The organism is Paenibacillus sp. GCM10027630 (assembly GCF_042676305.1).
Taxonomy (GTDB): domain Bacteria; phylum Bacillota; class Bacilli; order Paenibacillales; family NBRC-103111; genus Paenibacillus_S.
Map to the genome: position 1 here is coordinate 306233 of NZ_JBHTGY010000036.1, position 25833 is coordinate 332065.

At 46.1% G+C, this 25833-nt stretch carries 24 protein-coding genes and 1 other annotated feature; of the genes, 1 reads left to right on the forward strand and 23 read right to left on the reverse strand.

Annotated features, from left to right (window positions below; all coding sequences use genetic code 11):
• The 11 genes from ACFQ0C_RS18250 to ACFQ0C_RS18300 all read right to left on the reverse strand — a co-directional run bounded on the left by ACFQ0C_RS18250 (window position 1) and on the right by ACFQ0C_RS18300 (window position 12603).
• Window positions 1-2181: a SpoIID/LytB domain-containing protein gene (locus tag ACFQ0C_RS18250; protein WP_379368464.1), complete on the reverse strand. Its 2181-nt coding sequence runs from the start codon at window positions 2179-2181 to the stop codon at window positions 1-3.
• A 76-nt stretch (window positions 2182-2257) separates the two neighbouring features.
• Window positions 2258-3265: a Holliday junction branch migration DNA helicase RuvB gene (gene ruvB / locus ACFQ0C_RS18255; protein WP_258215646.1), complete on the reverse strand. Its 1008-nt coding sequence runs from the start codon at window positions 3263-3265 to the stop codon at window positions 2258-2260.
• A 25-nt stretch (window positions 3266-3290) separates the two neighbouring features.
• Complete coding sequence (gene ruvA, locus ACFQ0C_RS18260) at window positions 3291-3926, reverse strand: Holliday junction branch migration protein RuvA (protein ID WP_258215645.1); 636 nt, start codon at window positions 3924-3926, stop codon at window positions 3291-3293.
• On the reverse strand, window positions 3923-4426 hold the full coding sequence (ruvC, locus tag ACFQ0C_RS18265) for a crossover junction endodeoxyribonuclease RuvC (RefSeq protein ID WP_258215802.1): 504 nt from the start codon (window positions 4424-4426) through the stop codon (window positions 3923-3925). Before ruvC ends, ruvA begins: the two co-directional genes overlap by 4 nt.
• Before the next feature lie 180 nt (window positions 4427-4606).
• Window positions 4607-5275 (reverse strand): BofC C-terminal domain-containing protein, encoded by a 669-nt coding sequence (locus tag ACFQ0C_RS18270; protein WP_379368465.1) that lies wholly within the window; start codon window positions 5273-5275, stop codon window positions 4607-4609.
• Window positions 5276-6078: 803 nt separating this feature from the next.
• The gene (locus ACFQ0C_RS18275; RefSeq protein WP_379368466.1) at window positions 6079-7704 is read right to left on the reverse strand and encodes a LysM peptidoglycan-binding domain-containing protein; all 1626 of its coding nucleotides are present in this window, start codon (window positions 7702-7704) and stop codon (window positions 6079-6081) included.
• 295 nt (window positions 7705-7999) lie between these two features.
• Window positions 8000-8878 (reverse strand): branched-chain-amino-acid transaminase, encoded by an 879-nt coding sequence (gene ilvE, locus ACFQ0C_RS18280; RefSeq protein ID WP_258211201.1) that lies wholly within the window; start codon window positions 8876-8878, stop codon window positions 8000-8002.
• Window positions 8879-8887: 9 nt separating this feature from the next.
• Window positions 8888-9766, reverse strand: a complete 879-nt coding sequence (gene pheA / locus ACFQ0C_RS18285; protein WP_379368467.1) for a prephenate dehydratase — start codon at window positions 9764-9766, stop codon at window positions 8888-8890.
• Complete coding sequence (thrB, locus tag ACFQ0C_RS18290; protein WP_379368468.1) at window positions 9763-10737, reverse strand: homoserine kinase; 975 nt, start codon at window positions 10735-10737, stop codon at window positions 9763-9765. The genes pheA and thrB overlap by 4 nt, the downstream gene beginning before the upstream one ends.
• An 81-nt stretch (window positions 10738-10818) precedes the next feature.
• A complete protein-coding gene (locus ACFQ0C_RS18295; protein ID WP_258211204.1) occupies window positions 10819-12105 on the reverse strand; it encodes a homoserine dehydrogenase in 1287 nt (428 codons plus the stop codon).
• A gap of 24 nt (window positions 12106-12129) precedes the next feature.
• Window positions 12130-12603 (reverse strand): ACT domain-containing protein, encoded by a 474-nt coding sequence (locus tag ACFQ0C_RS18300; RefSeq protein WP_258211205.1) that lies wholly within the window; start codon window positions 12601-12603, stop codon window positions 12130-12132.
• A gap of 217 nt (window positions 12604-12820) precedes the next feature.
• Here ACFQ0C_RS18300 and ACFQ0C_RS18305 point away from each other — a divergent pair, with 217 nt between their 5' ends.
• On the forward strand, window positions 12821-13330 hold the full coding sequence (locus tag ACFQ0C_RS18305; RefSeq protein WP_379368469.1) for an NUDIX domain-containing protein: 510 nt from the start codon (window positions 12821-12823) through the stop codon (window positions 13328-13330).
• An 84-nt stretch (window positions 13331-13414) separates the two neighbouring features.
• Here ACFQ0C_RS18305 and ACFQ0C_RS18310 read toward each other — a convergent pair whose 3' ends face one another.
• From ACFQ0C_RS18310 to ACFQ0C_RS18365, 12 genes are all read right to left on the reverse strand, one after another.
• Window positions 13415-14404: an Rpn family recombination-promoting nuclease/putative transposase gene (locus tag ACFQ0C_RS18310; protein ID WP_379368470.1), complete on the reverse strand. Its 990-nt coding sequence runs from the start codon at window positions 14402-14404 to the stop codon at window positions 13415-13417.
• 89 nt (window positions 14405-14493) lie between these two features.
• Complete coding sequence (locus tag ACFQ0C_RS18315; RefSeq protein WP_379368471.1) at window positions 14494-15543, reverse strand: anthranilate phosphoribosyltransferase; 1050 nt, start codon at window positions 15541-15543, stop codon at window positions 14494-14496.
• Window positions 15544-15659: 116 nt separating this feature from the next.
• A complete protein-coding gene (gene nasC / locus ACFQ0C_RS18320; protein WP_379368472.1) occupies window positions 15660-17789 on the reverse strand; it encodes an assimilatory nitrate reductase catalytic subunit NasC in 2130 nt (709 codons plus the stop codon).
• Between the two features lie 50 nt (window positions 17790-17839).
• Window positions 17840-19072: an MFS transporter gene (locus tag ACFQ0C_RS18325; protein WP_379368473.1), complete on the reverse strand. Its 1233-nt coding sequence runs from the start codon at window positions 19070-19072 to the stop codon at window positions 17840-17842.
• Between the two features lie 315 nt (window positions 19073-19387).
• Window positions 19388-20689 carry a GTPase ObgE gene (gene obgE, locus ACFQ0C_RS18330; RefSeq protein ID WP_258211211.1) on the reverse strand — a complete coding sequence of 434 codons (1302 nt, stop codon included), beginning with the start codon at window positions 20687-20689 and terminating at the stop codon, window positions 19388-19390.
• A 103-nt stretch (window positions 20690-20792) separates the two neighbouring features.
• On the reverse strand, window positions 20793-21437 hold the full coding sequence (locus ACFQ0C_RS18335) for a Spo0B domain-containing protein (RefSeq protein WP_379368474.1): 645 nt from the start codon (window positions 21435-21437) through the stop codon (window positions 20793-20795).
• Between the two features lie 145 nt (window positions 21438-21582).
• Window positions 21583-21894 (reverse strand): 50S ribosomal protein L27, encoded by a 312-nt coding sequence (gene rpmA / locus ACFQ0C_RS18340; RefSeq protein ID WP_171654256.1) that lies wholly within the window; start codon window positions 21892-21894, stop codon window positions 21583-21585.
• A 19-nt stretch (window positions 21895-21913) separates the two neighbouring features.
• Window positions 21914-22243: a ribosomal-processing cysteine protease Prp gene (locus ACFQ0C_RS18345; protein ID WP_379368475.1), complete on the reverse strand. Its 330-nt coding sequence runs from the start codon at window positions 22241-22243 to the stop codon at window positions 21914-21916.
• A gap of 11 nt (window positions 22244-22254) precedes the next feature.
• Window positions 22255-22566, reverse strand: a complete 312-nt coding sequence (gene rplU / locus ACFQ0C_RS18350) for a 50S ribosomal protein L21 (protein WP_171654254.1) — start codon at window positions 22564-22566, stop codon at window positions 22255-22257.
• Window positions 22567-22578: 12 nt separating this feature from the next.
• Window positions 22579-22665, reverse strand: a sequence feature (ribosomal protein L21 leader region).
• A 51-nt stretch (window positions 22666-22716) separates the two neighbouring features.
• On the reverse strand, window positions 22717-23958 hold the full coding sequence (locus tag ACFQ0C_RS18355; RefSeq protein ID WP_258211214.1) for an Rne/Rng family ribonuclease: 1242 nt from the start codon (window positions 23956-23958) through the stop codon (window positions 22717-22719).
• A gap of 22 nt (window positions 23959-23980) precedes the next feature.
• A complete protein-coding gene (locus ACFQ0C_RS18360) occupies window positions 23981-24865 on the reverse strand; it encodes a M50 family metallopeptidase (protein ID WP_379368476.1) in 885 nt (294 codons plus the stop codon).
• On the reverse strand, window positions 24858-25763 hold the full coding sequence (locus ACFQ0C_RS18365; protein ID WP_379368477.1) for a peptidoglycan DD-metalloendopeptidase family protein: 906 nt from the start codon (window positions 25761-25763) through the stop codon (window positions 24858-24860). The genes ACFQ0C_RS18360 and ACFQ0C_RS18365 overlap by 8 nt, the downstream gene beginning before the upstream one ends.
• Between the last annotated feature and the right edge of the window lie 70 nt (window positions 25764-25833).

Consider the following 25833-nt stretch of genomic DNA (forward strand, 5'->3'; position numbering starts at 1 on the left):
TCATTCCTTGATTATCGAGACTCCATCATAGTAGGTCTGCAATATTTTTTTATAATCATAGCCTAGCTCGGCATAACCCTTGGCACCCCATTGGGACATGCCCAAACCATGACCGAATCCGGTCCCTTTGAAAATAAACTGAGACGGCTGGTCTGTCATTCTTACCTTATTATTCCCGCCCATAACAAAGATCTGAGAGCTGGCTGATTCTTTAGCTTGACCGCTCCCAGCAGCAATAACGACTTTTGGGGAAGATGCTGTCTGCTTGCGTACAGTACCATTCGCCCCTTGTATAGTATAACTGCCTGTTTCCTCAATTTCAAACCGGGTACTAGGCAAATTGTTAAAAAGGGTGCGAAGGGCGTCCGGATAGGCTGGTTTAAGCTCTTGTCCATTAGCCTTCATGCTTGTAACACGACCAGATGCACCACGTGCGGATACCTCCAGTCGCTCCAATGCGCCTCCAATTGGCTGCGCAAGCACCGTGTTGACCTTCTCTTTCAGCTGGTTAGCAGCAAACGGTCCACGAATCCAAGAATAGGCATTGGATTCCACAGCCTGATCAATCACAATGAACTGATCTCCTATATTTACCTTGAACAAGGCAGGATTAGCCGTATTGTCAACATAAGGGGCGGAACGAACACTAACATCGGTTCCTGTGGCTTCATAATACACAAGCCCTGCAGCATTTTTTTGACCTGTAGCTTTGGCATAGGACGAATGGATAAAGCCTGTTTTTCCATTGGGCAGAATAATTCGGTACCAGATGGCTTTACCTTTTTCCGCTCCATCATCCGGCGTTGCCGCACTCTTTAAATAATCAACCTTATTCCCCCATACCTCGGTGGGGTCGGCTGTCATGCCCCCTGCATTAGAACTAAACAACGGCGTAATTAGACCAGCCTTATCGGCAAGCACTTCCCCTTGTGTTGCCGATGTTGCAGCAAGGGCGGAAGCAAATTCAGCGCCGGAGCCTTTGTAAGCCTGATCTAGCGTCGTATCCGTTACATGCGCGATCTGGTATTTAACCCCCTGCTTAAGCGCGTAGGTTCTTGCCGCAACAGCCTGAGCCTTGAGCGCTTCCAACGGCCATTCTTTACTTAATTCCGAGCTAACTACGGAAGTCACATACTGCTCAAAGGGCAGCTCATTGATGACTGCAAGCTTCCCGTTCAACCTCGACAGCTCTACCAAGCCGCGATATGTCCGCTCCGACCGTTCCAACACCTTAACCGTTTCAGTCGGCTTAGGCGAAACAAGAAGCTTCGCATTGGTGCCGCCAAGCAGCACACGTTCGATCGTGCCTGCCGCCGTACTGTCCGACGCATCATCAAGCTCCGTGCGCTTTAGCACATAAGACGCTGCTGCATCGACAGCCTGCAGCACAACAGCCGGCAGCACAGCATTCAGCTGCTGCTTGGCTGTGGCAAGCTCAGCGGCATCGGAAGCTGCCGCCACCATAACCGCGTATGCGGGCAAACCCGCCGCTACATCCAAAATCGCTACATCCGCGTCAATACCGGCCTGCCCGATAGCAGCAACTTGCTGCTGCGCCTCCGCTTCCGCTGCGTATACGCCAGCGTTCAAGTGCAGAGGGCCGGTTACTGCGGATGCATAGCCCTTGACCACGCTGCCGACTGCCGGCAGCGCGACCAGCTTCGTGAGCGCAGCTGAAGCAGCCTCCTTCGAAGCATAAGGCCCTACGCTGACTTGGTAAGCGACCTTGCCCTGCTTCGTTCTTTTGACCAATGCCGCATCAACATTCGCGTCACCGAGCTTCTGTGCGAGTGCCTTAACCTGCATGGCATCCCCGCTCTCCCACAACAGCACACGATGAGTGTCAAGGGAAGCCTTGACGCTCGCCTTATCCGTTGTAGAGAATGCCGGCTTGGCGCCTGCAGATGAGCGAAAGGTCAGGTCCAGCCCTTTGTCGGAAGAAAGCGTGACAGAGGGGGTATTGGCGGTATATTTGCCTGTATCCAGAAATAAAGCAACTCGTATCGAGTCAAGCTTAGGTACGACTGCCGCGTAAGCTGTGTTAATAGGTCCACCCACCGGAGGTATCAGACCAGCAGCAGCTCCAAACGTTGTTATACAGCTGACAATCAACCAGCTTTTTAATGAAACCGGTCGTTTGCACAGCTTGCTTATATTTAATGAAGGCAGATGCTTTCTCATGTTCTACAGCATTCCTTTCTCAAGTTGGTTAATCCGCACCATGCTGCCGCAAACAGCTAACATAATACGAAAAATGTTAACGGCTCTCAGGTACCGGCAGCCCAAGATGACTATATGCTGTGTGCGTGGCCATCCTCCCTCTTGGAGTACGCTGCAAAAAACCAATTTGAAGCAAGTAAGGCTCATACACATCTTCGATCGTCTGACTTTCTTCCCCGATTGTAGCCGCAATAGTATCCAGGCCGACAGGTCCCCCTTGAAAGCTCTGGATAATGGCTCGAAGCATTTTATGATCGATTTCATCAAGGCCTAAATTGTCGATCTGAATGCTTAATAATGCCGCCTTGGCGATATCCAAGGTAATAATACCGTCTCCTTTAACCTGTGCAAAATCCCGCACCCGCTTTAACAAACGGTTAGCAATACGCGGCGTTCCTCTTGATCGCATGCCCACTTCTCTAGCAGCTTCCCCAACGATCTGAACCTGCAAAATGTCCGCTGTCCGGCTAACGATATAGGTCAGCTCGTCAACCGTGTAATATTCCAATCGGCTTATTACACCAAAACGGTCGCGAAGCGGAGCAGATAACAAACCTGCACGTGTCGTCGCTCCAACCAACGTAAATTTAGGCAGATCAAGACGGACCGAGCGAGCGCTTGGTCCCTTACCAATGATGATATCAAGCGCGTAATCCTCCATCGCCGGATACAGCACTTCCTCTACAGTACGATGCAGACGATGAATTTCATCGATAAATAGAACATCGCCCTCCTGCAAATTGGTCAATATCGCTGCCAGATCTCCTGGCCGTTCGATTGCCGGACCTGATGTGGTGCGCATATTAACTCCCAATTCATTGGCTATAATGTTGGATAAAGTTGTCTTTCCTAGTCCCGGCGGGCCATACAGCAGGACGTGATCAAGCGCTTCCTTGCGCATCTTGGCAGCTTCTATATAAACCTTAAGGTTTTCTTTAGCTTGCGATTGACCGATATATTCAGCCAAATAGCGCGGGCGGAGGCTGAGCTCCATCGTCTGCTCCTCCATCATCAGATGGGCCGAAATGATGCGGTCGTCTTCCATGGTGTTCCGATCTCCTTCCTAAGCATTATTTCGTGGATTGCTGATACAGCGCCTGGAGCGCCAGCTTCATTACGACATCCACAGCTTCGCCCCCCTGCAGCTTGGGCTTGATTGCGTGCCCTGCACCATCCGCTTCTGCCTCCGTATAGCCAAGCGCCAGCAGTGCTGCCTTCGCTTCGCTCCATGCCCCGCTGCCTTGCGGTACTGTAAATAGATCTCCGCCGCCAGTAAATGCAGACAGAGAGCTCGCTTCCGTTGGGATACCGCCCAGCTTGTCCTTCAAATCCAATATCATCCGCTGCGCTGTCTTGCGCCCGATTCCCGGAAGCTTGATCAAGAAGCTGATATTTTCCTGTTGTATAGCGGCAGCAATAACTTCAGGGCGACCACCTGCCAAAATACCTATCGCTACCTTAGGACCGATACCATTAACCTCAAGCAGCATCCGGAATAAAGACTGCTCCTCCCGTGTCTGAAAACCGAATAGAAGGTGAGCATCCTCCCGCACCTGATAATGGATAAACAACGTTGTTTCTTCTCCATCCTTGGTCTGTACGGCATAAGGATTCGCGCAAAAAACCCGATAGCCGACCCCACGTACATCCAAAACAACATATTCAGTTTCTCTATGTGCAACTAACCCTCTTAAATAGTCTATCATCGCTTATGTACCTCGTCTATTTTCTGCTGCATCGTGCAGGAATGGGCATGACATATAGCCACTGCCAGGGCATCCGCCACATCATCGGGCTTAGGTACCGCAGATAAATGCAGAAACATCCGAACCATTTCCTGCACCTGCTTTTTCTCAGCCTTCCCATAGCCAACAATCGCCTGCTTCACCTGCAGGGGTGTATATTCTCCAATCATTAATCCTTTCTGTATAGCGGCTAGAATCAGTACTCCTCTTGCTTGAGAGACAGCCATAGCCGTCGTTACATTGCGGTTGAAAAAAAGCTTCTCAATTCCTATTGCATCAGGCTTATAAGTATCAATGAGCTGCACCATCGAATCGTAAACCATCTTCAATCGCACAGCACTATCCGTATGAGCCTCCGTCTGTATACAACCGTACTGCACCGGGACTAACCGGCTGCCCTGCTTATCTATCAATCCGAAACCGACTATAGCAATTCCGGGATCAATTCCCATAATCCGCAACGCCTACACACTCCCTCATCCCCAAAAGCGAACATATGTGTTCACTTGCCCATTATATCAGAAATTACCACTTCTGAACACAGTCCCAAAAGGCACAAAATCCTTCGAGCCACTTCCCATAAAACGCAAAAAAACGAACCCGCCAGCTCTTGCAAGCGAGTTCGTTCCACTTTTAAAGGACTAATTCAATAATTGTTCCATTTCCTCAACGGCAAAATCAGCAAAAGTAGAAAGCACACTGTTGTATTCTGTCAGGTTATTAACAGGTATACCGCGGTACAATTGCTTCACTGTCTCGTGAGGCAAACTACTCTCCAAATACTGTATATTGAGCTGAAAAAATGTACGAATGACCTGCTTGTCCTCCGGAACACCTTCAAATAGCGACAAATTACCGCCAGCATCCAGACCGAAATAAGCATTTTTTTTGCATTGCGGCGACAGATCCTCAATTCTTTCGTTAAAGATTACACCGCCAGCATTATTCAATCTGACAGATAAATTAGGATGTTCCTTATGATATTGTAAAATTTGCTGTGCATTCATCATACCGAGCATTTGCACTTCTTCGCCGCATACATATGTTTTTTGTGAATAGGCTTCACGCTGTCCACTCATTTGCTTCATCATCGCCCGCACTTCTTCCTCTGGCTGCACCCCGTCAATTTGATGAGTAAATACTTCTTCTGTTGTTCTCATGCCTACGTCTATGGAATGGGAGCTGTCTTGTCTCAACAACACAAAAGCTATTGAACCAAGCCCCACCAGTAATAAAACTGCCGCCAAATTCAACCATCGACGCTTCCAACGCAGCTTTTTTTTCAATTTGCCCAGCAAGCTGAAAAGCATCTTCCGTATCCCCTTTTATGTCAGATAGTATTCTTACTATTTTTCCCATGGATACGTATGTTTATACCGAATTACTATTCACCCCTCAAAGAAGCAGCCGTTCAATCATGAAAAGCCATGAATACCCTAGTCATATTCCGTGTACATACCTTCATCACCTACTTCGCACCTAAACGGTGGCGTCGCTTCCAGATCCCAAACCCCTGTTCTTCCCATAATGCATTAGTTGAAGCATAGTTGAAGCATTAGCGGAAGTAATCATTCCGTTATGATGAGAAAAGCACAACAAACAGAGAGATAACGGAACAACCTCTTCCGGTATCTCTCTGTTTTTGTTCAGTATGTCCCAACTCGCTCCAAATAGCAAAATCGCAACTTCCGCTATCTTCGTTAATAGGGGGCCGGAGATTAAATAACGGAATTTTCAATTCCGCTAAGGCCCATAGAGCAGGTAGCTGCCTTCCCGCTATCTACTTATAAAAAGGAAGTCACCTTATCACAGAATACTTAACAATCTCAAGCATTCATCGATGCTCAGAACTTCGAAAGGGTACCCCTGCTTCATACTTAGTTGTTATAAAAAACTTGAATTTTCTAATGTTGAAAATTGTCTTGAGGCATCCATGGTGTACCATTTTATGTGTTTGGTGGGGAGAGATGGATGTCGGTTTCCCCGCTATTCTTTGCGTTGCTTCTTTGCTGACTAACCCATATTCAAGCCATGCATTCTTTCTGCCATTAGCCTCTCACAAAAAACCGGGAGCATCTGCTCCCGGCCCGGTATCCTTCCTTACTCTGGTTTCTTATACATTAATCCAAGGAGATTGTTGGGATCTAACTTTATTAGAGCTGCTGCGACGCTTTTTTTGAGCTAATTTTCTTATTGAAGCTTCTGTTGAAGTACCGGCTCTTTTGGAAGCTTTTGCACTCTTTACCTTAGCTTTTTCCTCATTGCTGGAAACTATTGTTGGGGTCTCTATCCGCTGAGCAGGCTCAACGCTTATATTGGCTCTGTCATGGCAGCCGCAATTGCAGTGCGTTTTGACATTGGCAGTTCCGAAGGGAGTTCCCGCAGTTCCGAAGGGAGACTCGTAGGTTGGATAAGCAGGAAAACCCTGCGAAGGAAAACCTGGACCCGGAAAAGCGTTAGTCATAGCAAATGCATCATAAGGTGTATGGAAGCAAGGAGCTTCCATTCCTGGCATCATCATATTTGGATAGTGAGCTTCCATTTCTGGCATCATCATGTTCGGATAGGGTGCTTCCATTCCTGGCATCATCATGTTCGGATAGGGAGCTTCCATTCCTGGCATCATCATGTTCGGAAAAGGAGCTTGCGGATAATGCTGGCTCGCATTAACTAATGAAGGATGCTCAGCCATCGGAAACTCGGAAAAAGGACTAAAAGAATATGGCATTGCCTGCGGATAAGACGGGAAAGCCGGTCCTCCGCAACCGCAATCGTTGAAGCTGGGCTGTTGTGGAGGCATGTAATAGGCGGGCATAGTTGAAGCTTCCGGATATGCATTGAAAGGCATATTGTCTGCCGCAGGCATTTCTTGATGGGAAGGCTGCGCCGGCATTGTCCACGATTCATAATCGAATGAAAAGACTTCTGTCGCAGGCACTTGAAACTGCTGGAACAAATCCATATGGGGCGCTTCATGCATTTGCATTTTTGTATTTACTTCTGGCATTTGCATCATGTTTGCTACTTCCGGCATTGGCATCTTATTTACCACTTCAGGCATTTGCATCATGTTTGCTACCTCTGGCATTTGTGCCTTATTTGCTACTTCCGGCATTTGCATCATGTGTGCCACTTCTGGCATTTGCGCCTTATTTGCTACTTCCGGCATTTGCATCATGTTTGCCACTTCCGGCATTTGCGCCTTATTTGCTACTTCCGGCATTTGCGTTTTTTCCGGAATCGTTGGAAGTTGGGCTATCGGCTGAACGTTTTCATTATTTGCATTCGCTTCAGGTGTTTCAATCACAGGCGATGGAACAGCAGGTGCCGGTATCGCAGGCTGTGCCTTAGGATTGTACGAATGTCCATGGTGCTCATGCTGGTGCTGATGGGGTTTAGTCGGAGACTTCAACTTTGGAATGTAGACGACTTCTCCGGTCATCAGCACATTAGGATTTTTCAGCTGTGGATTAGCTTCAATCATTTCGTGTAAAGGAATATTCCACGCTTTTCCCAGCTTCCACAGAGTATCCCCTTGTACTACAACATGCTTATAAAGATAATCAGTCGGTGGGACTACCGGCTTTGGCGCATTAGGGATTTTCACCTTCATGCCCACTTCAATGACATTTGGATCGGCGATTTGTGGATTATTTTCGATTAACTTATCCAGTTCTACGTTATACTTGTTAGCTATATCGTATAGAGTATCGCCTTTCTTTACCATATGAATCTTCACTGCATAACCTCCTTCAGTTTTTCGTAAGATGCCTTCCGTTCACCTGTCCACTTGATTCCAAGGTTTTCCAGAAAGGTCTCTCGACAAACATACGCTTCGTTTGCATGGATTTTGGAGTTGCAATGCCGGTTTAGCCCAAGTAAACCGCATTGTTTCCCAGCTCACATGCACCAAAACAAAATGACATTACAGTTTATGCAGGAAGGTGGGCATTTGACCATGGATTGAGAAAAAAATGCAAAAAAAGAACCTGCGTGCCATACTTCGCACACAGGTTCTTTCCAATTGAAGCTTATTATTCGTAAACCTTAACACCGTCAATCTCAACAAGCTTGCGGAACTCTTTGAGCAGATTCGTTGTGATCGGACCTGCTTTACCTTCGCCGATTGTTCTTGCATCAACCTCACGCACCGCAATAACCTCAGCAGCCGTTCCTGTAAAGAATACTTCATCAGCCACATAAACATCATGCAGGGTAAACGGCTCTTCCTTTACTTTGTACCCAAGCTTATCGCTAATTTCAATGATAGCAGCACGTGTAATTCCTTCCAATGCGCCACAATAGCAAGGCGGGGTGAAAATAACGCCCCTTTTTATTATAAAGATGTTATCCGATGAACCCTCAGCCACATAACCTTGCGAGTTCAACATAATCGCTTCTCCTACCCCGGCTAAATTCGCTTGAATTTTCACCAAAATATTGTTCAGATAGTTTAACGATTTGATCTTAGGATTCAGCGCATCCGGAACATTACGGCGAGTCGATACCGACACGGTTTTTAGCCCGTTAATATAGGCTTCCTCCGGATAAATTGACAGCTGCTCCACGATGATAATGACATTTGCTTTGGGTGAGCGGCGCGGGTCCAGCCCCAGATCTCCAGGTCCACGAGATACTACAAGACGTATGTAGCCATCACGCAGCTCATTGCGGCGAATGGTTTCGTTAAGAACTTCCTGCATTTCGCTTTGCTTTAATGGAATATCAAGCATAATCGATTTGGCCGAATCGTATAGTCGGTCTAAATGCTCCTTGGATTTAAAAATGTTGCCGTTATAAATCCGAATTCCTTCAAAAATCCCATCACCGTACAAAAATCCGTGATCATAGACAGAAATTTGTGCATCTTCCTTGCTCACGTACTTGCCGTTTAAGTAAATGACTTGTGCCATATAACTTCTTTACACCTCCGAATGAGTGGGTTCAAAAGAATAAGTGGGATAGCAGCCTAATATACGAACCTGACAGCCAATCGCTTCAATTTCTTGAAGAGCTGCAGGGAGTAGAACAGAATCCATTGAAGCCTCAATGTCAATAAAAAAGTAATAAGTGCCCAATTTCTTTTTCGTAGGCCTTGACTCGATTTTGGATAGATTGATTCGACGCCACGCAAAGGCTGACAGCATCTGATGCAGCGCCCCCGGGTAATCATCCGGCAAAGTCACAAGAATCGTTGTCTTGATTGCAAGAGGCTGTCCCTTCAGCTGAAGTGGTTCCTGGCCAATGAGAACAAACCGTGTAAAGTTATTTTGGTGATCCTGCACGCCTTGCGCCCAAGTCTCAAGACCATACAAGGCGCCTGCCGACAAAGGAGCAAGTGCAGCCACATCCGAGCGGCCTATTTCTTTCACAAGTCTTGCCGCTTCTCCGTTACTGCCAACCTGCTCCAGCTCAACATGCGGCAAATAACGCTGCAAAAACTGCCGGCATTGCGTCAATGTGACGCTATGCGAGACGATCTTTGTCAAACCTTCACAGTCCATCTCTAGCGATTCGCCCGCAGGTTTAACTCCATGTAGGCTAATCGAAATGGGATACACCCATTCCGCCTGCATGGGAACATCAATTTCATTGGCAAGCCAATCCAGATGCAATCTCACAGAGCCGTCAAACGTATTCTCAATAGGAATGACACTGTAGTCGCTCTCACCGTCCACCGTCGACATAAATACATCGTCAATCAGGCTGCAGTTTACGTATTCGAAAGCATCTGTCCCCAGAAAATGATGCGCTGACTCTTCAGTGAACGTACCTGGTCCCAAAAGCGCGATTCGCTTCATGCTCGGACCTCTCCTTTGATGTTTTCGAATAATGTACACCTTTCATCAAAGTGTGTCAACACTTGCACACCACTGCTCGCTGGCTTCAGCCACAGCAGTGTTGCTTCGATCTGCTCGCCGCGCAGCGTGCCCTGCAGGAACTGCTCCAACTCCCCCTTGCGGGAGCTGTCACGCTCTACGAGCGCGAGCATCGTCGGCCCCGCTCCGCTCAAGGCAACCCCGAGCGCGCCGTGATCCGTCGCCTCGGCGAGGATTTGCCCAAGCCCCGGAACAAGCGGGGCTCGGTAAGGCTGATGCAGCGCGTCTTTCATCGCGCGCGGGATCATATCAAGCCGCCCTGTGCAGAGGGCGGCAACCAGCACGGATGAATGCCCGACGTTGTAAACGGCATTCGCCAGGCTCTGCTCGCGCGGCAGCACATGCCGCGCCTTCTCTGTCGACAGCTGGAAGTGTGGTATGGCCACCAACACTTCCAGCCTGTCATCGGGCTCAACGCGGATATGCTCCGCGCGTTCGCCATCCCAGAAGGCGACGACCAAGCCGCCAAAGAGCGATGCCCCGACATTATCGGGATGCTGCTCCAGCTCCGTCGCCATTTGAAACAGGGTGTCATCGGACAAGGGACTGCCGATGAGTGCATTAGCCGCGGCTAAACCGCCAACGATGGCCGCCGCGCTGCTGCCAAGCCCCCTTGTCAGCGGAATATCGCTGTACATCGAAATTTCCAGCTCCGGAATGTGGACTCCAGCCTTTTCAAACACCATTTGAGCCACTTCGTAGATCAAATTCGATTTATCCGTCGGTATCCCTTTCATCTGATCGCCGATCAGATGAATCTTCGTTTCCGCAGTTTCGCTCATTTCTATCCATGCATATAAATCCAGCGCCATCCCCAGAGTATCAAATCCCGGGCCTAAGTTCGCAGTACTTCCCGGCACTTTGACTCGTACTTTTCTACTGCCTATTTCCATCTTACGACTCCTTTAGCCCTGCAGCTTTTGAATAACTACCATTAACAGCAAACAGCCCATCTGAAACCTTATTAGCCAGTCTTAGCCCTCAACCCGGTAAACACTCTTGATAGCGTGGACCACGTCCATCGCTTCGAATTGATTCAACACTTTTTTCATAGCTGCTTGATTGGCATCATGGGTAATAATGATAATTTCCGCATTAGGATTTAATGAATTCGGATGCTGCAGCACAGATTCCAAGCTCACCTCATGCTGGGCAAAAACCTGCGTGATTTGCGCAAGCACACCTGCTTTATCTGCCACATGAAGCAAGATAAAGTTTTTCGAAGCGATTTGCTCATCCGTTTTCATTTTCTTTTCCTTGTATGGAGCAAAACCGCGCTGACCGTTAATCCCCAGCTTCAGGTTGCGAACTACTGCAACCAAATCAGCTACGATCGAGGTTGCGGTTGGCATTTCACCTGCACCCGGACCGTAGAACATAGTTTCACCCACAGCTTCACCATACACATATACGGCATTGTAAACTCCATTCACAGATGCCAATGGATGCGACGTCTTCACCATCGTAGGCTGCACGCTGATACTAATGTGGTCATCATTACGCTCTGCGATGCCTAGCAGCTTAACTTCGTATCCCAATCGTTTGCCATAGGTGATATCCTCTTTGGTCACTTGGCTGATACCTTTAACTGTTACATCACTCAAAGAAACGTTAGCATGAAAGCCTAATGTGCCAAGAATCGTCATTTTACGTGCAGCATCAAAGCCTTCCACATCTGAAGTCGGATCAGACTCTGCATAGCCAAGCTGCTGGGCTTCCTTCAACACATCATTATAAGCTGCGCCCTCTTGACTCATTTTTGATAAAATATAGTTGGTTGTCCCATTTACAATTCCCATAATTTTAGTGATACGGTCTGAAGAGAAGCCTTCAACCAATGTGCGGATAATAGGAATTCCTCCAGCCACACTAGCTTCATAGAAAACATCGCAGCCCTTTTCAGCAGCTTTAGCCAAAATTTCCTGCCCATGCAGCGCCATTAAATCTTTATTAGCCGTTACAATATGCTTGCCTCTGTCCAGAGCTTCCAGCATATACTTTTTGGCCAGATCAATTCCACCCATCACTTCCACAACTATATCTATTTCAGGGTTTTCAATAACATCCCACGGATTCTCAGTCAGCTTGTCAGCAGAAACAGCAATGTTTCTCGCCTTGCTTTTATCCTGAACCAAAATTTTCTCAATTTCAATTGCCGCACCAGTCTGGCTAAGCAAATCCTGCTGATGCCCCTCCACTATACGTACCACACCGGTTCCAACAGTACCAAGTCCCAGTAATCCCACTTTAATTGGCTTCATATTGAGTTCCTCCTCCATTTTTTACTATCCTTGGCCAACCAATGTAGCTCTGCTGACACCGTCCTGATCACGCAACCGCTCCAGTAAGAAAGCTACATTTTCGCCCATTTGTGAAGTTTCCACCGAAATAACCACATTCGCCACACCCTGGAGCGGAATCGTTTGATGAATCGTCAGCACATTCCCCTCGAGTCCTGCAATCATAGCTAAAACTCTGGATAAAATACCTGAACGATGCTCCAGATCCATGGAGATAGTTACAATCCGCTCCCGATCCAGCTTACTCAGTGGAAAAATGCCATCTTTATATTTGTAAAAGGCACTTCGGCTCAATTCAACCTGCTCTACCGCTTCATGAATGGTCTTCACTTCTCCGCGGGCTAGCAGTTCCTTTGCATGGACGGTTTTTACTAGTGCTTCAGGCAAAATATCCTCCCGAACCAAATAGTAACGTTCATGACCGTCAGGCTTGATTTCTGCTGCTTTTTTATCCAGCACTGTAACAGTCCTCTCTAGAAAGACGAATGTTTCTACATAGTGGACATTATATCGAAAAGAATGCAATACGGCAATAGGCTTTTTACAAGTCAGTACAGGTGTCATCAAATTTCCACAACTGTACGCTATCCAAGCTGAACTTATCCGTGATAAAGTGGGAAAAGAACCCCAAGCTCGGGCAGGAACCGTAAACCCGCTCTATGCAGAAAAGGAGAGAATGCGCTTGTTCCGAACACGCATGATCGCTACCGCAATGCTGTTTAACGGCAATGACTTATTGATGATGAAAAGATCGCTTAGCCGCACCTTAAATCCCGGTATGTGGGCTTCTGTAGGCGGCCATATGGAGCCGGAAGAGATAAATGATCCTCGCACCACTTGTCTGAGAGAAATTTATGAGGAAACTGGCTTGTGTGAATCTGAAATTTCGGATTTGCGATTGAGGTACATTCTAATTCGTATCAATCAGCAGGAAGTACGTCAGCAGTTCATCTACTCCGGTTATGCAGCAAGAAGAGATGTGTTGCAAACCGATGAAGGCGTGCTCCATTGGATTCCCCGGGAGGAAGTATTGAACCGCGAGATCCCTTTTATATTTCACTGCTTGCTGGAACATTATTTACAGATCGGGCCCGCTCCCCATATTTGGGTGGGAACAGCCGGATTTACCGATACAGCTAAACCAACCGTTCATTGGACTGCCTTAAGCGATCCAAACACCGTATGACTGGCTAAACATCAAAAACCGTAGGAACGAATCCCTACGGTTTTTTGGATTGAAATTCATTCTGATTTTACACTTCCCTATACTTTAGTTCAGCTTTCCTTTTATTTTAGCTACAGCTTCCGGCTGCCACCCGGATAACTCACAAATAAGCGCGATGTCAAATCCTTTCTCGAGCATCGCTTTTACCATATCAGCTTTTCCTTGCGCCATACCTTGCTCTATTCCTTGCTCTATTCCTTGCTCTATCCCTTGACGTAACGCATTGCTTTCAATCTCATCGAGAGTTTTATCCAGATTTGAAATCACTTTTTCCACACCCTTTTGTTTAATTTCCGAAAGGATAAAGGCAACTTCTTCCTCTACTTGAAGCGGAAGTTTGCGAGCTAACTTATGCATAAGCCAAGTTAAAAAGCGCTGCAGTTGAGGTTCGGTCATTTGTTCCATTGCACCAACCAATAATCTTAATCGCTGGTTTAGTAAGTCCATGTCCGCTTTTTGTTCCAACAAAAAAGCAGCGCCAATTACATTGGACAATTTCAACAAATCACTTTCCCTGTACCGCTGAACATCCAGAAGTATATACTCAAAATCTACTATACTTTTGCCAAAAAGTTCGACTCCATGAACCGTTTTTCTAAAACTTTGATTGGCTGTCCAAGCTGCCTCACCATTATAAATTACAATCGGAATAATTGCCGGAAGATAAAATCCCTTCCTGCTTGCTATTTCTTTGGATGTATTTTTTAATACATCACGCCAGATCTCAGTCTGATATAAGAGCAATCGATATGGCATTTGAAAGTCAACTGTCGATTGTAATTCCATCAATATATATAAAATAATATCTTGCTCCTGCAGCTCCAAACGATAAACGAGATCCGCTTCCTTCTCACTAAAATCAGGAAGAACATAAGATTTATCAATGGCAACCAGCTTCGATTCATCCACCTTGCTTACCCAGCCTTGATCGACAAAGGATCGAAGTAATTGGACAAATATTTGCTTGCTTGATAATAGATACTTATACCCTTTGTCATGTGGTTGATGAATAGAAAATGGAGTATTTTCCTGCATTCTACAACTCCTTAACAAGCAGATCGATAATTTATTATATCATATGAAACCTTACAAGCGAATTGATAGTAACAAGTTTACAAAACAAATTAATTAGCCTGTCGAGGACGAAATTCACTTTTATTGCTCAACTCCCGCCATTTATCCAGCATCTTTTGAGCCTCTCCGCGCTGCAGCAGCGAACGCGCCAACTGAAAGCCTTCTTCATAGGAGCCTACTTTATCAAACCAATACAGTCTCAGTCCCGCATTAAAAACGACATGCTCCCGTTCGTTCCGCACATCTTCGGAGTCGTCCCCTCCTATTATTCGGGTCAGCAGCCTTAACTGCTGCTCCTTCGTGCATTTTTCCAAAGGATCCCCTCGAAAGCCAAAGGTTGCCGGATCGATGCTGTTGGATTCATCTCCCCATGCCGTGACCTTACGGATCGAACTTAATTTATAAAGCGGCAAGTCCTCGGATCCTTCAATCCCCTGTACAATGTACGCTGTCTCAAAGCCCGATTGTGGCAGCAGATGAATCAAATGATTCATTGCCGTTTTATGATTTACACCAATAATTATATTCTGTGAGTGGATCGGATTAATAACTTTTTCTACTGTATTAAAAAAGGTTCTTAGTCCCATCTGCTCACGAACTGCGCGAACACGTCCAAATGGCGGGCAAATCAGATCAGTCCAAATAAAACCGATATGGAGATTTATAAAGATCTTCTCCCATTCTCTAGCCTCCAGCTCCACTTGAATACCCAGTCCCTCCAAAAGCTCCTTTAAAGATAAGCCCTGCTTGGGAGGCAGAGATTCGCTGCCATGCAGCACCTGCGGAAAGCCTACAGAAGCAATGAGCAGACTGACAGGAATGGTTATAGGAAAATAGTGCCTTCCATCGTACGGTCCAGCACAATTAAGTGAATTTGAGAAAGAACGGTAAGGTAATGAATATTTACGAAAAACATCAATAAATCCCATCATTTCTTCATCTGCTTCACCCTTCATCCGCATAGCCATTAAAAATGCAGCCGTTTGTGCATCTGTCGATTCTCCTCGGGCGATAGTGTGAGCTGCGGCAACCGCTTCATCATAGGTAAGATTTCTCGATCCTAGTTTCCCTGTACCTATCGCCTTGATCCATTGCTTCATGATGTACACCTCATTTCAAGTCTTTTGGAAATACTAGCTGCTTTTAAACCAACATAAACGTCAAATTCGCAAGCAGAAATATCTGCTTACGAATCGAGCCAAACCGTCCAAGTACCTTATGATGGATTGATTTGCACCGCACATACTTTGAATTCGGGCATTTTGCAGGTCGGATCCAACGCTGGGTTGGTCAAACGGTTGATGCACTGATCATCTCCCCAGTGAAAGGCGACAAAAACGGTATCCGGCCTAATTTTATGCGAAAATTTGACCTTGAGCCGAATCGTTCCCCGCTTGGAAGTAACCTTCGCGTGCCCTCCATTCACGAGTCCTATTTCATCTGCCGAATCCGGATGAATTTCCAGCAGCGGCTCAGGATATTTGGAGTTCAACTCGGATGTATTTCGTGTTTGCACTCCAGATAAGTAATGCTGTAGAACACGACCGGTAGTTAACAAATAAGGATACTTACGTGTAGCCACTTCCTTCGGATTTTGGTGCTCGATCGGAGTCAATTGCGCTCGGCCGTCGTCATGTTCGAATCGGTGTTCGAACATTCTTGGTGTCCCGGGATGCCCCTCCTCAGGGCAGGGCCAGAACATGCCATGCTGCTGCTCCAGCAACGAATAAGTCATGCCGAAATAATCCGCCTTGCCGCCTTTGGACGCCACTCTAAGCTCATTAAATATTTCTTCTGCCGATTGGTAGGGGAAATATTGGCCCTTACCCAATACAGAAGCTATATCGCAAACAATTTTCCAATCCAAACGGGCTTTTCCTGGCAGAGGCTTCAAGGCTCTACGAACCAGGACACGACCTTCAAGCTGCGTCATAGTCCCTTCATCCTCCAAATAAGCGGAGCCCGGGAGCAAGATATTCGCTAGGCGCGCTGTCTCGGATTCAAACAGGTCTATAACCAACAGAAACTTTACTTTCTTTAAGGCTTTCTCAACCAAGTGGCTGTTCGGATTCGATACTATTGGGTTTGAGCCAAGAATGATAAGCCCTTTGATCTCACCACGGTCTATGGCCTCCATCATTTCGTAAGCCGATACCCCCTTGCGAGGCAGCTCTTCTTCGGGAACTCCCCACACCTTCGCTATATAAGCTCGATGCTCGGGATTCTCAATCAGACGGTAGCCTGGAAGCTGATCTGCCTTCTGGCCGTGCTCCCGCCCTCCTTGACCATTCGCTTGACCGGTAATAGCACCATAACCACAGCCTGGCTTACCGATCTTGCCGGTAACCAATACAAGATTCAGAAAGTTGCGCACATTGGCTACTCCGCTTGCATGCTGCTCCACGCCTCTTGCTGTAAATATCATTCCGGTCTCCGCTTGACCATACATTCGCGCTGCCTCTGCAATTAACTGGGGGGAAACTCCCGTTAACGCAGCCACCTCGGATAATGATATTTTATTAACATGCTCCACAAGCTCAGCGTATCCGTTAGTCCTGCTTTCAAGAAAACCAGGGTCCGTGTAACCTTCATCCAAAATGACCTTAAGCATTCCATTGACCAGAGCCGCATCATACCCCGGTTTCACCTTGAGATGCAGATCCGCTATCGAGCAGGTCGCTGTTTCTCTTGGATCTATAACAATGATTTTGCAGCCTTCCTGTCGCGCTTTCCGAAAATACTGCATAATCGTAGGTTGGCATTCGGCTATGTTGGTCCCCGCTAAAATAATGCATTTCGCTAGAGGCACTTCAGTCAATGGGTTCGACAACCCACGGTCAATTCCAAAAGTAAGATTCGAAGCTCCTGCCGCTGCCGACATACAGAATCGTCCATTGTAATCGATGTACTTGGTTTGCAGAGCAATTCTCGCAAATTTCCCAAGTACATAACATTCCTCGTTCGTTAAGGATCCACCACCATATACTCCTATGGAGTCATTGCCATACTTCCCCTGAAGAGTCTGCAATTGTTCTCGAATTTTTTCCAATGCCGCATCCCATGAAACCTTTATAAGCTTGCCTTTTTCACGAATCATAGGATATTTCAATCGACCTTCGTCAACTGCATGCACATGGGCGTTTAAACCTTTAACGCAAAGCCTCCCGTCTGTCACCGGATCCTCTTTGTTCGGGGAAACGGAGTACCGGCTTACCATGATGGACTTTTCTTCATGCAAATTCATTGTGCACTGCACACTACAATAAGGACATTCTGTTTTAGTCGTTATCTCTCGCCGAGCCATAGCAGCCTGCTGCTTCTGAAAATGCTTAAGAAATTCGTTCATCTACTCACACACCTTACTTCTTCTGCCTCGTTAAAATTGTTGGAGCTTCATTAGTACTTTACGCCAGAGCCAGATGCTGCCCAAGCTTTTCTCCAGCTCCGGGTTACCGCATAGAACACAAGGGTCATGACCAAAACAATCGATGCGATAACAATAAAACCTGTTACATGAGATCCTGTTGCTTGCTTTAAAGGGCCCAGTATATTATTCGGGAGAAAAAATCCGCCAAAACCGCCAACCGCACCTACAATCCCTGTTACAAGCCCAATTTCTTTTGGAAAACGCTGAGGTACGAGCTGGAATATCGAACCATTCCCCATCCCCAAGCAAGCCATCATTACACTAGTAATTAAAAGCATAACCATGAAGGAGCTTGGCATCGTTGATACCAGGAACGCACAGATGGTAACAACCGAATACAAGATCAGCATAAACCGCATACCACCAATTTTATCTGCAATATATCCTCCGATGGGTCTAAACAAGCTGCCTGCGATGACCGTGATCGTAACCAGATAACCAATTTGAACTCTACTTAAGCCATCGGCAACCGTTTTATCACCATACACATCATAAAAGAAAATACTGAAATAATTGGAGAAACCAACAAACCCGCCGAACGTTATTGCATAAAAAGCGCTAAACCACCAGGTATCTATATTTTTAAAAGCCGACATGTAATCCTTAAGACTCTTGGGCGCCGGTTGATTAGGACTATCTTTAGCCATAAAGATATACACGATTAAAACCAACACCAATGGAATGATACATAGACCGAAAACATTGTGCCATCCCATAGTAGCTGCCAATTGAGGTCCAAAGAACGTCGCCAAGGCAGTGCCGCTGTTTCCCGCACCAGCTATACCCATTGCCAATCCTTGATATTGGGGCGGGTACCAGCGGCTAGCGAGTGAAAGTGATACTGCGAAGCTTGCGCCCGCGATACCCAGCAAGAAGCCAAGAGCTTGAACTTGATTTAGGCTCGTTCCTCCAAGCCACCCCCAAGCTAAAGGAATTATGGTTAATATCATTCCAATAATCCCTGCTTTTCTAGATCCGATACGATCCGCTAACACCCCCATAGGAATACGGAAAATCGATCCGCCTAGCGTAGGAATGGCAACCATGGTCGCTTTCTGAATGTCTGTTAGTCCAAAGTCTTTGGTAATGTACAGCGATAAGGCTCCACATAAAACCCAAATCATAAAACTTACATCGAAATAGAGGAATGCTGACACCAAACTCGGAAAATGACCCGATTTTTTAAAGCTTTTCACATCCATAAGCTACAACCTCCAAAATTGTTCGTTATTCTTCAAATTCAATGTCCGATTAACGTTAGGTTTCATAACATATTTATAATATACAATCGAAATGAGAAAAGTTCAATGGTTTTTTTATGAAAAGTTCACGTTTTCCTTACTATTTCACAGTAACATTCTTATTTATTAACTAATGATCATTCATTCACGAACATTATAATAATAAATCATAGATTTCATTCGTATTTTAGTCAGTTTTACATAAAACAAGAGCACTAACCTCACATCATTATGACGTGTGGTAAGCGCTCCTGAATTTCTTATTCAGCCATATATTCATTCTCTCTCAACAAATTCAAATTCAAAATCGCCAATTCGAACCGTTTGTCCATCCTTTGCACCACGTTCACGTAAAGCTTGATCGATTCCTTTTTTACGCAATATGCGAGCAAAGCGAGTTATTGACTCTTGAGTGCTGAAATTAGTCCGCTTGATAAGCTTCTCAATGCTAGGGCTTTCCACCACGAAAGCTTCATTATCCCGACGTATGATGTAATCTTCATCATCTTTGGCCTCTAGTTTATATACTTTACGCTCGGACAAATCTACCAAGTCTTCTACCAATGGCATCTCCGGAATCGTCTCCAGCAGATCTGCAACTTTGTACAGCAGCTCCTGAACCCCATCCTTCGTCACCGCAGAAACAGGCTTGACGAGAACATCCGGATTAATTTCTGCCAATCGGCTTGTAAATGCAGCCAGATTCTCCTCCGCCTCAGGCATATCCATTTTATTAGCAGCTACAATTTGCGGACGTCCTTCCAGCTTGGCGTTATACAGCTTGAGCTCATCATTGATCTTTATCCAGTCATCAAAAGGATCTCGTCCCTCTGTTCCCGCCATATCAATAACATGCACAATAACTCGTGTACGCTCGACATGCCTCAGAAACTCATGACCAAGCCCGACTCCTTGATGGGCTCCTTCGATCAACCCTGGCAAATCAGCCATAACAAAGCTTCGGCCATCCCCGACATCCACCACACCTAAATTAGGAGTCAGTGTTGTAAAATGATACGCGCCAATCTTTGGCTGAGCCGCAGATACAACTGAAAGCAAGGTTGATTTACCAACGCTCGGAAATCCAACCAATCCTACATCCGCCATCACTTTAAGCTCCAGCACAAGCCAGCGCTCCACACCTTCTTCACCATTCTCAGCAATTTCCGGAGCCGGATTGTTCGCCGTTGCGAATCGGGTATTACCGCGCCCTCCGCGTCCCCCTTTGGCCACAATCACCTCTTGCCCATGACGTGTCAAATCAGCCAAAATTTCCTGAGTGTCATCATCGATAACAACCGTTCCCGGCGGCACTTTAACAATCATATCTTCGGCATTAGCGCCATGCTGGCTCTTATTGCGCCCTTTGACTCCGCGATCAGCTTTGAAATGCTTCTGATAACGGAAATCAATCAATGTCCGCAATCCTTCTTCTACCCTAAATATTACGTCGCCACCATTACCCCCGTCGCCACCACCAGGTCCACCTTCAGGGACATACTTTTCTCTGCGGAAGGCAACAAGACCATCGCCTCCATCGCCGCCCTTAACATATATCTTCGCTTTATCCAGAAACATAAATTCACCTCTTATAGCGCAACCATCACTCTAATTCCAGCCAAGTCGGTTGCCGCTTGATAGTGCAGCCAACAGGCCAAGCTTCAGCCTGATTGGTTGTCACTTATGTACAGAATGGTACTTCTATATACATAGCCGCATGCCGTTCATCCAGCAGCTGTATGTCCCATTTTACCGTTTGAATGGATTCAAACATTACTTTCTCCAGCTCAGCAGCGAGAATGCCGGCCCCTATCAAGCCTTGGTACCGCATCTCGATTAGTAATAAATCTGACTTCTCTATTAATTTAACCACAAGGCTATGAAGCCCGTCGTCCTTAAAGACGGAACTGCTTTTAAATACCTGAATCAAGCCGATCAGCAGCCTGCACAAACCTTGTGAGTCCAATGGCAGTTCATTCAAATGAACTTCCCGCTCCATTTCAATCTCTAACAATAAATCCTTTACCTCTGCCTGAAAGGATAGCAGGTAGACAATCAGCTCAGTATTTCCTAATTTTGAAATAAAACTTTCCTGCTGGACCTTATTTTTTATTTTCTCCATAAGGTCTTCTAATTTATCATACTTTTTTAATTTCACATAACCAAATAACAATTGAATTTCATTCATCCAGTCGTGACGATAATGGTTAAATAGGCGGATTAATCGGAGATTGGGATCAACTCCTGCATCTTCGCTATCCAATGCATGTTCTAAGTTGCTTTGTTTCCCGGCAGTTTCTTCACTCTTTGTCCGATCTGACTTCATGAGCACCTCTCCGATTCGTATAACCTGATTCTAACCATACAATCAATTGAATGTAAATATGCTTTTTTTCTTTTCCCCACAACCCACGAATACATGAAAAAACCCCAGCGATACTGGATCGCCGGGGTTATCGTCGATGATGGTATTACACTTCTACAGCTGCAGCTACAGGAGCCACAACAACTGGGTAGACGCTAACCTTTTTGCGATCGCGACCCAAACGCTCAAACTTCACAACGCCTTCAATCTTTGCAAACAACGTATCATCGGAACCGATGCCCACGTTATTGCCAGGATGAATTTTGGTGCCGCGTTGACGAACCAAAATGCTTCCTGCTGTAACTTGTTGGCCGTCTGCACGCTTCGCGCCAAGACGTTTACCAATACTGTCACGACCATTCCTAGTGGAACCTACACCCTTCTTGGATGCGAACAACTGAAGATTTAATTGTAGCATGGATGTCTACCTCCTTCACTTAGTGTTTGTCTTGCAATGCTATATATGCACCATACGATTGTTCAATCGACTGCAGCATGACGACCATAGATTCCAACAGCAACTGCACCTTTGCTTTCAACTCTGCATCAAGGTTATCTGCGACCCTCACATGAAGCAAACCATGCTCGGTGACGACTTGTAATTCAAGTCCGAGAAGAGCCTCAACAGAGTTAACAGTGCCTACAGTAACTGCCGAAACACCGGCGCAAACAATGTCTTTGCCGGATTCGTCATACAATGCATGACCTTTCACCCGAAATGACTCAATACAGCCATCCGGTTTGCGCTTTACAGTAACCCGAATCATACCTTATATCCTTAAGCCTGGATTTTTTCAATCACAACTTTAGTGTAAGGCTGACGGTGACCTTGCTTACGACGGTAGTTCTTTTTGGCTTTGTATTTGTAAACGATGATTTTCTCACCTTTACCATGCTTTTCCACTTTCGCGGAAACAGCAGCGCCGGATACCAATGGAGCTCCCAAAACTAAACCGGACTCTTTGGATACAGCCAATACTTTGTCAAAAGTGACAGCATCGCCTTCACCTGCATTCAGTTTCTCGATGTATAGTACATCGCCTTCCTGAACTTTGTATTGTTTACCACCTGTTTCAATAATAGCGTACATTCATAGCACCTCCTCATGTCTCAGACTCGCCTAAAGCCAGGTGACCCGTCCCATCAAGGAACGCGTTCTTAAACCCGCTTCGCGCGGTTACAGCATGTCAAAAGCAACACACCTGAATATTTTATCATAATTGATAAATCATTGCAATGCCTATTTGGACCAAACCCAACCTGTTCCTTCACATGCTTTACAGCGAGTCACTTGAAGCTTCTGCTTACCGTCCTTAACCTTTTTACGTGTTAATTCAACCAGTCCCAGCTTAGTCCATCCGGCGATGGCATTTTTGGTACGGTCTTTTTTGGTTTCTTCCAATAACGTTTCAAGTACATGCTTTCGATTAGACTCCGACTCCATATCGATAAAATCAATCACGATCAACCCGCCGATATCCCGAAGTCGCAACAATCGGGCAATGTCCTTAGCAGCCATCAAATTCGTATCATAAGCGGTTTGCTCCAAATCCACGCTGCCTGTGTATTTACCTGTGTTCACATCAAAGACTGTTAGCGCCTCGGTGTAATCGACAATCAAGTAACCGCCGTTATCCAACCAAACCTTTCGTTTAAAGCCGCTCTGAAGCTGCTCATCAACCTGATACACGGAAAACAGAGAGCCTGCTCGGGTGTCAAACTGACGTACCCTGTCACGAAGCAACGGAGCTGACCATCCCACCATCGCGGCTATAGAGGTGAAGGCTTCCTTATCATCCACCCAGAGCTCGTTCACATCTTCACGAAAACCGTCTCGAATCCATCGTGTCAGCAGTCCAAAATCCGTATAAACCTTGCGAGGCGCCTTCCCAGACTGCTTCACAAGCTGTTGTACCGCTGTCCAACGTCGTCTTAATTCTTCAAGATCCGCCTCGAGCAGCTGTTCTGCAACCCCTTCAGCTGCTGTTCTCGCTATAAATCCTTCACCCTGAAGAAGCTTGCTTTCAGCTGCCTGCTTTAATCTCGTCCGTTCCGCTTCATTCTCAATTTTGCGGGAAACCCCTACATAATCGGCCTCCGGCATGTACACTCCCCATCTTCCCGGTATGGAGTGATGGGTTGTCACCCTTGCTCCTTTGGTACCAACTGGCTCCTTTACGACTTGAACCAGGAGGATTTGCCCTACTTGCACTAAATCCGTTATGGCCGGTTTTTGCTTAGGATGCTTATCTAAATGAGCAGGCAAAATATCGTCAATATATAAAAATGCGTTTTTTTCCAATCCAATATCTAAAAATGCCGCTTGCATCCCCTGCAAGACCGTCATTACGCGTCCTAAATACATATTTCCTGCTAATTGCTCGATTCCGCGTGATTCGCTGTCATATTCAACCAGCTTACCGTTTTCCAACACAGCCACTTCTATTTGCTCTTGTCCGCATTGAACCAGGATTCGCTTCATATTTTCCACCTCGGACTCCATTTTACATGAAAAGCTCGGAAATCGCACATCCCCGCTTGGATTCATTAAAATAGGAATGCAGCAAAGGCTGTTCTGGTAGCACAGTACGTATAATTCCACGCTCATCCATCACGTAAACGAGATGATACTTTTCCCGAATTAACAAACGGACAACATCCGTAACCTTTATACGTTCATTTACAACAATAGGTTGCGCCAACGTTCCCTGATTAATCAAACGTCTCAAAACAAATTCACGGTTGATGAGAAATCTCATAAAGTGATAAGACAATCCTTTATAGGAATACCAGTTGGAATAGAGCAGAAATAAGCCTATAATCAACAAATTCATTTGAATGCTTCCGCGGAGCAGCTGCAGTATGGACGCAAAAACCAGCACCGCACTGAGAATAAGGCTTAATATGCTACTAAATAAGATTACCCTATGATAAGGCAGCCACATGCTTAAACAGGACTGCATAATTTTTCCACCATCCAACGGAAGAATAGGCATAAGATTAAATACAGCAATAAATAGATTCGCTTGAACGAAGTATGCTGCCCACTCCCCCGATATAAGACCGCACCACTGCAAAACGAGTGCAGCAATAATCATCCAGCCATTTTGCAGCGGGCCCCACAAAGAAACGATAATTTCCTGCCAAGCAGGAACACTCCCCTGCTCTTCTACAACCACAACTCCCCCAAAAGGGAGAAGCTGCACCTCCTTGACCCGCCAACCGAAGCTTTTGGCCGCCATAACATGACCTATTTCATGAACAAATACAATGGCAAATAAAGTAGCCGTTTCAATAAAATATCCCGCCAATACTGAAAGCAGGATAACAATAGAGAATAAAGGATGAAACCTGTAATAGGTACCAAACCATAGGTTCCATTTAGTCAAAGTTAACCACATCCGCAGGATTTATAAATTTATTATCTTTGGAGACAGCGAAATAAAAATAGCCTGATGGTTTGGAGCTATTTTTCGAAACCGTTCCGATGGTCTCCCCCCCTTTTATCCAATCATTGAGCTGAACTCTACCTTGATCCACCCAACCATAGACGGATTGGAGCCCATTCGTATGTCGAATAATGACAGTAAATCCTGTGTCTTCTTTACTTCCCGCATATACCACCAAACCGGTATCTATAGCCGCAACTGCAGCTTCTGCTTTGGTTTCCAGCGTGACCCCCAGCCTGCTCGATTCGAATGGAGCTATTACTTTTCCCTTCACTGGCACAAAATAATGCTTGGAATCTGCAGTCACCTTCTGCGCTTCTTCCTGCTTCACCGGATTGAGTGCCGGCAATAAAGACGGCGCACCTCCAAATTGACGTTCATACCACATAGCTACAGGCTGAAAATCAAACGGTTCATTCAAAGCTGACGTTATGAAGGCTTTCCCTTTATTAGCCCAAGGATGATTGAACTGAAACATCCCCCAGACCGCTCCAAATAAAATGCAGCTGATCAGCAGTTTAGTGCGGATTCCCCCTCGCGTAGGCATAAATCTGCTGCCGCCGTCTTCGTAATCATAATCTTGTCTCCGAGTATTCATATCCCGGTTAAATTTATGCTTCCACACATACTCTGGATCGTTCCAGCGGCTTGAATCTTGCATAGCTGAACTATTCAAGCCCTCAACACCACTATCTCTTCGGGCATTTGCATTAGAAAGCGGTATAGGTCGATTGGTGTCATGATATTCAGGAGGGTTGTAGTAGGTGTTATGCTCCGTTTCTTGCAGCTGCCGAATGCGTTCCATACGCCGCTGTCTTACCTTATCTCTTGTTTCCATGTAGGCTCCTCCTAAATTCATTGGTTTGGACAGGTAGGGCTTGTATACTCCATCCTATGTTTACGTATGG

Excerpts from the sequence above, each read along its gene's own strand:
- ACFQ0C_RS18315 (WP_379368471.1), bottom strand. The coding sequence starts at position 15,543 with ATGAAGCAATGGATCAAGGCGATAGGTACAGGGAAACTAGGATCGAGA.
- rplU (WP_171654254.1), bottom strand. The coding sequence starts at position 22,566 with ATGTACGCTATTATTGAAACAGGTGGTAAACAATACAAAGTTCAGGAA.
- ACFQ0C_RS18365 (WP_379368477.1), bottom strand. The coding sequence starts at position 25,763 with ATGGAAACAAGAGATAAGGTAAGACAGCGGCGTATGGAACGCATTCGG.
- pheA (WP_379368467.1), bottom strand. The coding sequence starts at position 9,766 with ATGAAGCGAATCGCGCTTTTGGGACCAGGTACGTTCACTGAAGAGTCA.
- ACFQ0C_RS18310 (WP_379368470.1), bottom strand. The coding sequence starts at position 14,404 with ATGCAGGAAAATACTCCATTTTCTATTCATCAACCACATGACAAAGGG.
- thrB (WP_379368468.1), bottom strand. The coding sequence starts at position 10,737 with ATGGAAATAGGCAGTAGAAAAGTACGAGTCAAAGTGCCGGGAAGTACT.
- nasC (WP_379368472.1), bottom strand. The coding sequence starts at position 17,789 with ATGAACGAATTTCTTAAGCATTTTCAGAAGCAGCAGGCTGCTATGGCT.
- ruvA (WP_258215645.1), bottom strand. The coding sequence starts at position 3,926 with ATGATAGACTATTTAAGAGGGTTAGTTGCACATAGAGAAACTGAATAT.
- rpmA (WP_171654256.1), bottom strand. The coding sequence starts at position 21,894 with ATGCTACAATTAAATCTTCAGTTGTTCGCATCCAAGAAGGGTGTAGGT.
- ACFQ0C_RS18325 (WP_379368473.1), bottom strand. The coding sequence starts at position 19,072 with ATGGATGTGAAAAGCTTTAAAAAATCGGGTCATTTTCCGAGTTTGGTG.
- ACFQ0C_RS18335 (WP_379368474.1), bottom strand. The coding sequence starts at position 21,437 with ATGAAGTCAGATCGGACAAAGAGTGAAGAAACTGCCGGGAAACAAAGC.
- ACFQ0C_RS18355 (WP_258211214.1), bottom strand. The coding sequence starts at position 23,958 with ATGAAGCGAATCCTGGTTCAATGCGGACAAGAGCAAATAGAAGTGGCT.
- ilvE (WP_258211201.1), bottom strand. The coding sequence starts at position 8,878 with ATGGCACAAGTCATTTACTTAAACGGCAAGTACGTGAGCAAGGAAGAT.
- obgE (WP_258211211.1), bottom strand. The coding sequence starts at position 20,689 with ATGTTTCTGGATAAAGCGAAGATATATGTTAAGGGCGGCGATGGAGGC.
- ACFQ0C_RS18270 (WP_379368465.1), bottom strand. The coding sequence starts at position 5,275 with ATGCTTTTCAGCTTGCTGGGCAAATTGAAAAAAAAGCTGCGTTGGAAG.
- ACFQ0C_RS18295 (WP_258211204.1), bottom strand. The coding sequence starts at position 12,105 with ATGAAGCCAATTAAAGTGGGATTACTGGGACTTGGTACTGTTGGAACC.
- ACFQ0C_RS18305 (WP_379368469.1), top strand. The coding sequence starts at position 12,821 with ATGCGCTTGTTCCGAACACGCATGATCGCTACCGCAATGCTGTTTAAC.
- ACFQ0C_RS18345 (WP_379368475.1), bottom strand. The coding sequence starts at position 22,243 with ATGATTCGGGTTACTGTAAAGCGCAAACCGGATGGCTGTATTGAGTCA.
- ruvB (WP_258215646.1), bottom strand. The coding sequence starts at position 3,265 with ATGGAAGACGACCGCATCATTTCGGCCCATCTGATGATGGAGGAGCAG.
- ACFQ0C_RS18250 (WP_379368464.1), bottom strand. The coding sequence starts at position 2,181 with ATGAGAAAGCATCTGCCTTCATTAAATATAAGCAAGCTGTGCAAACGA.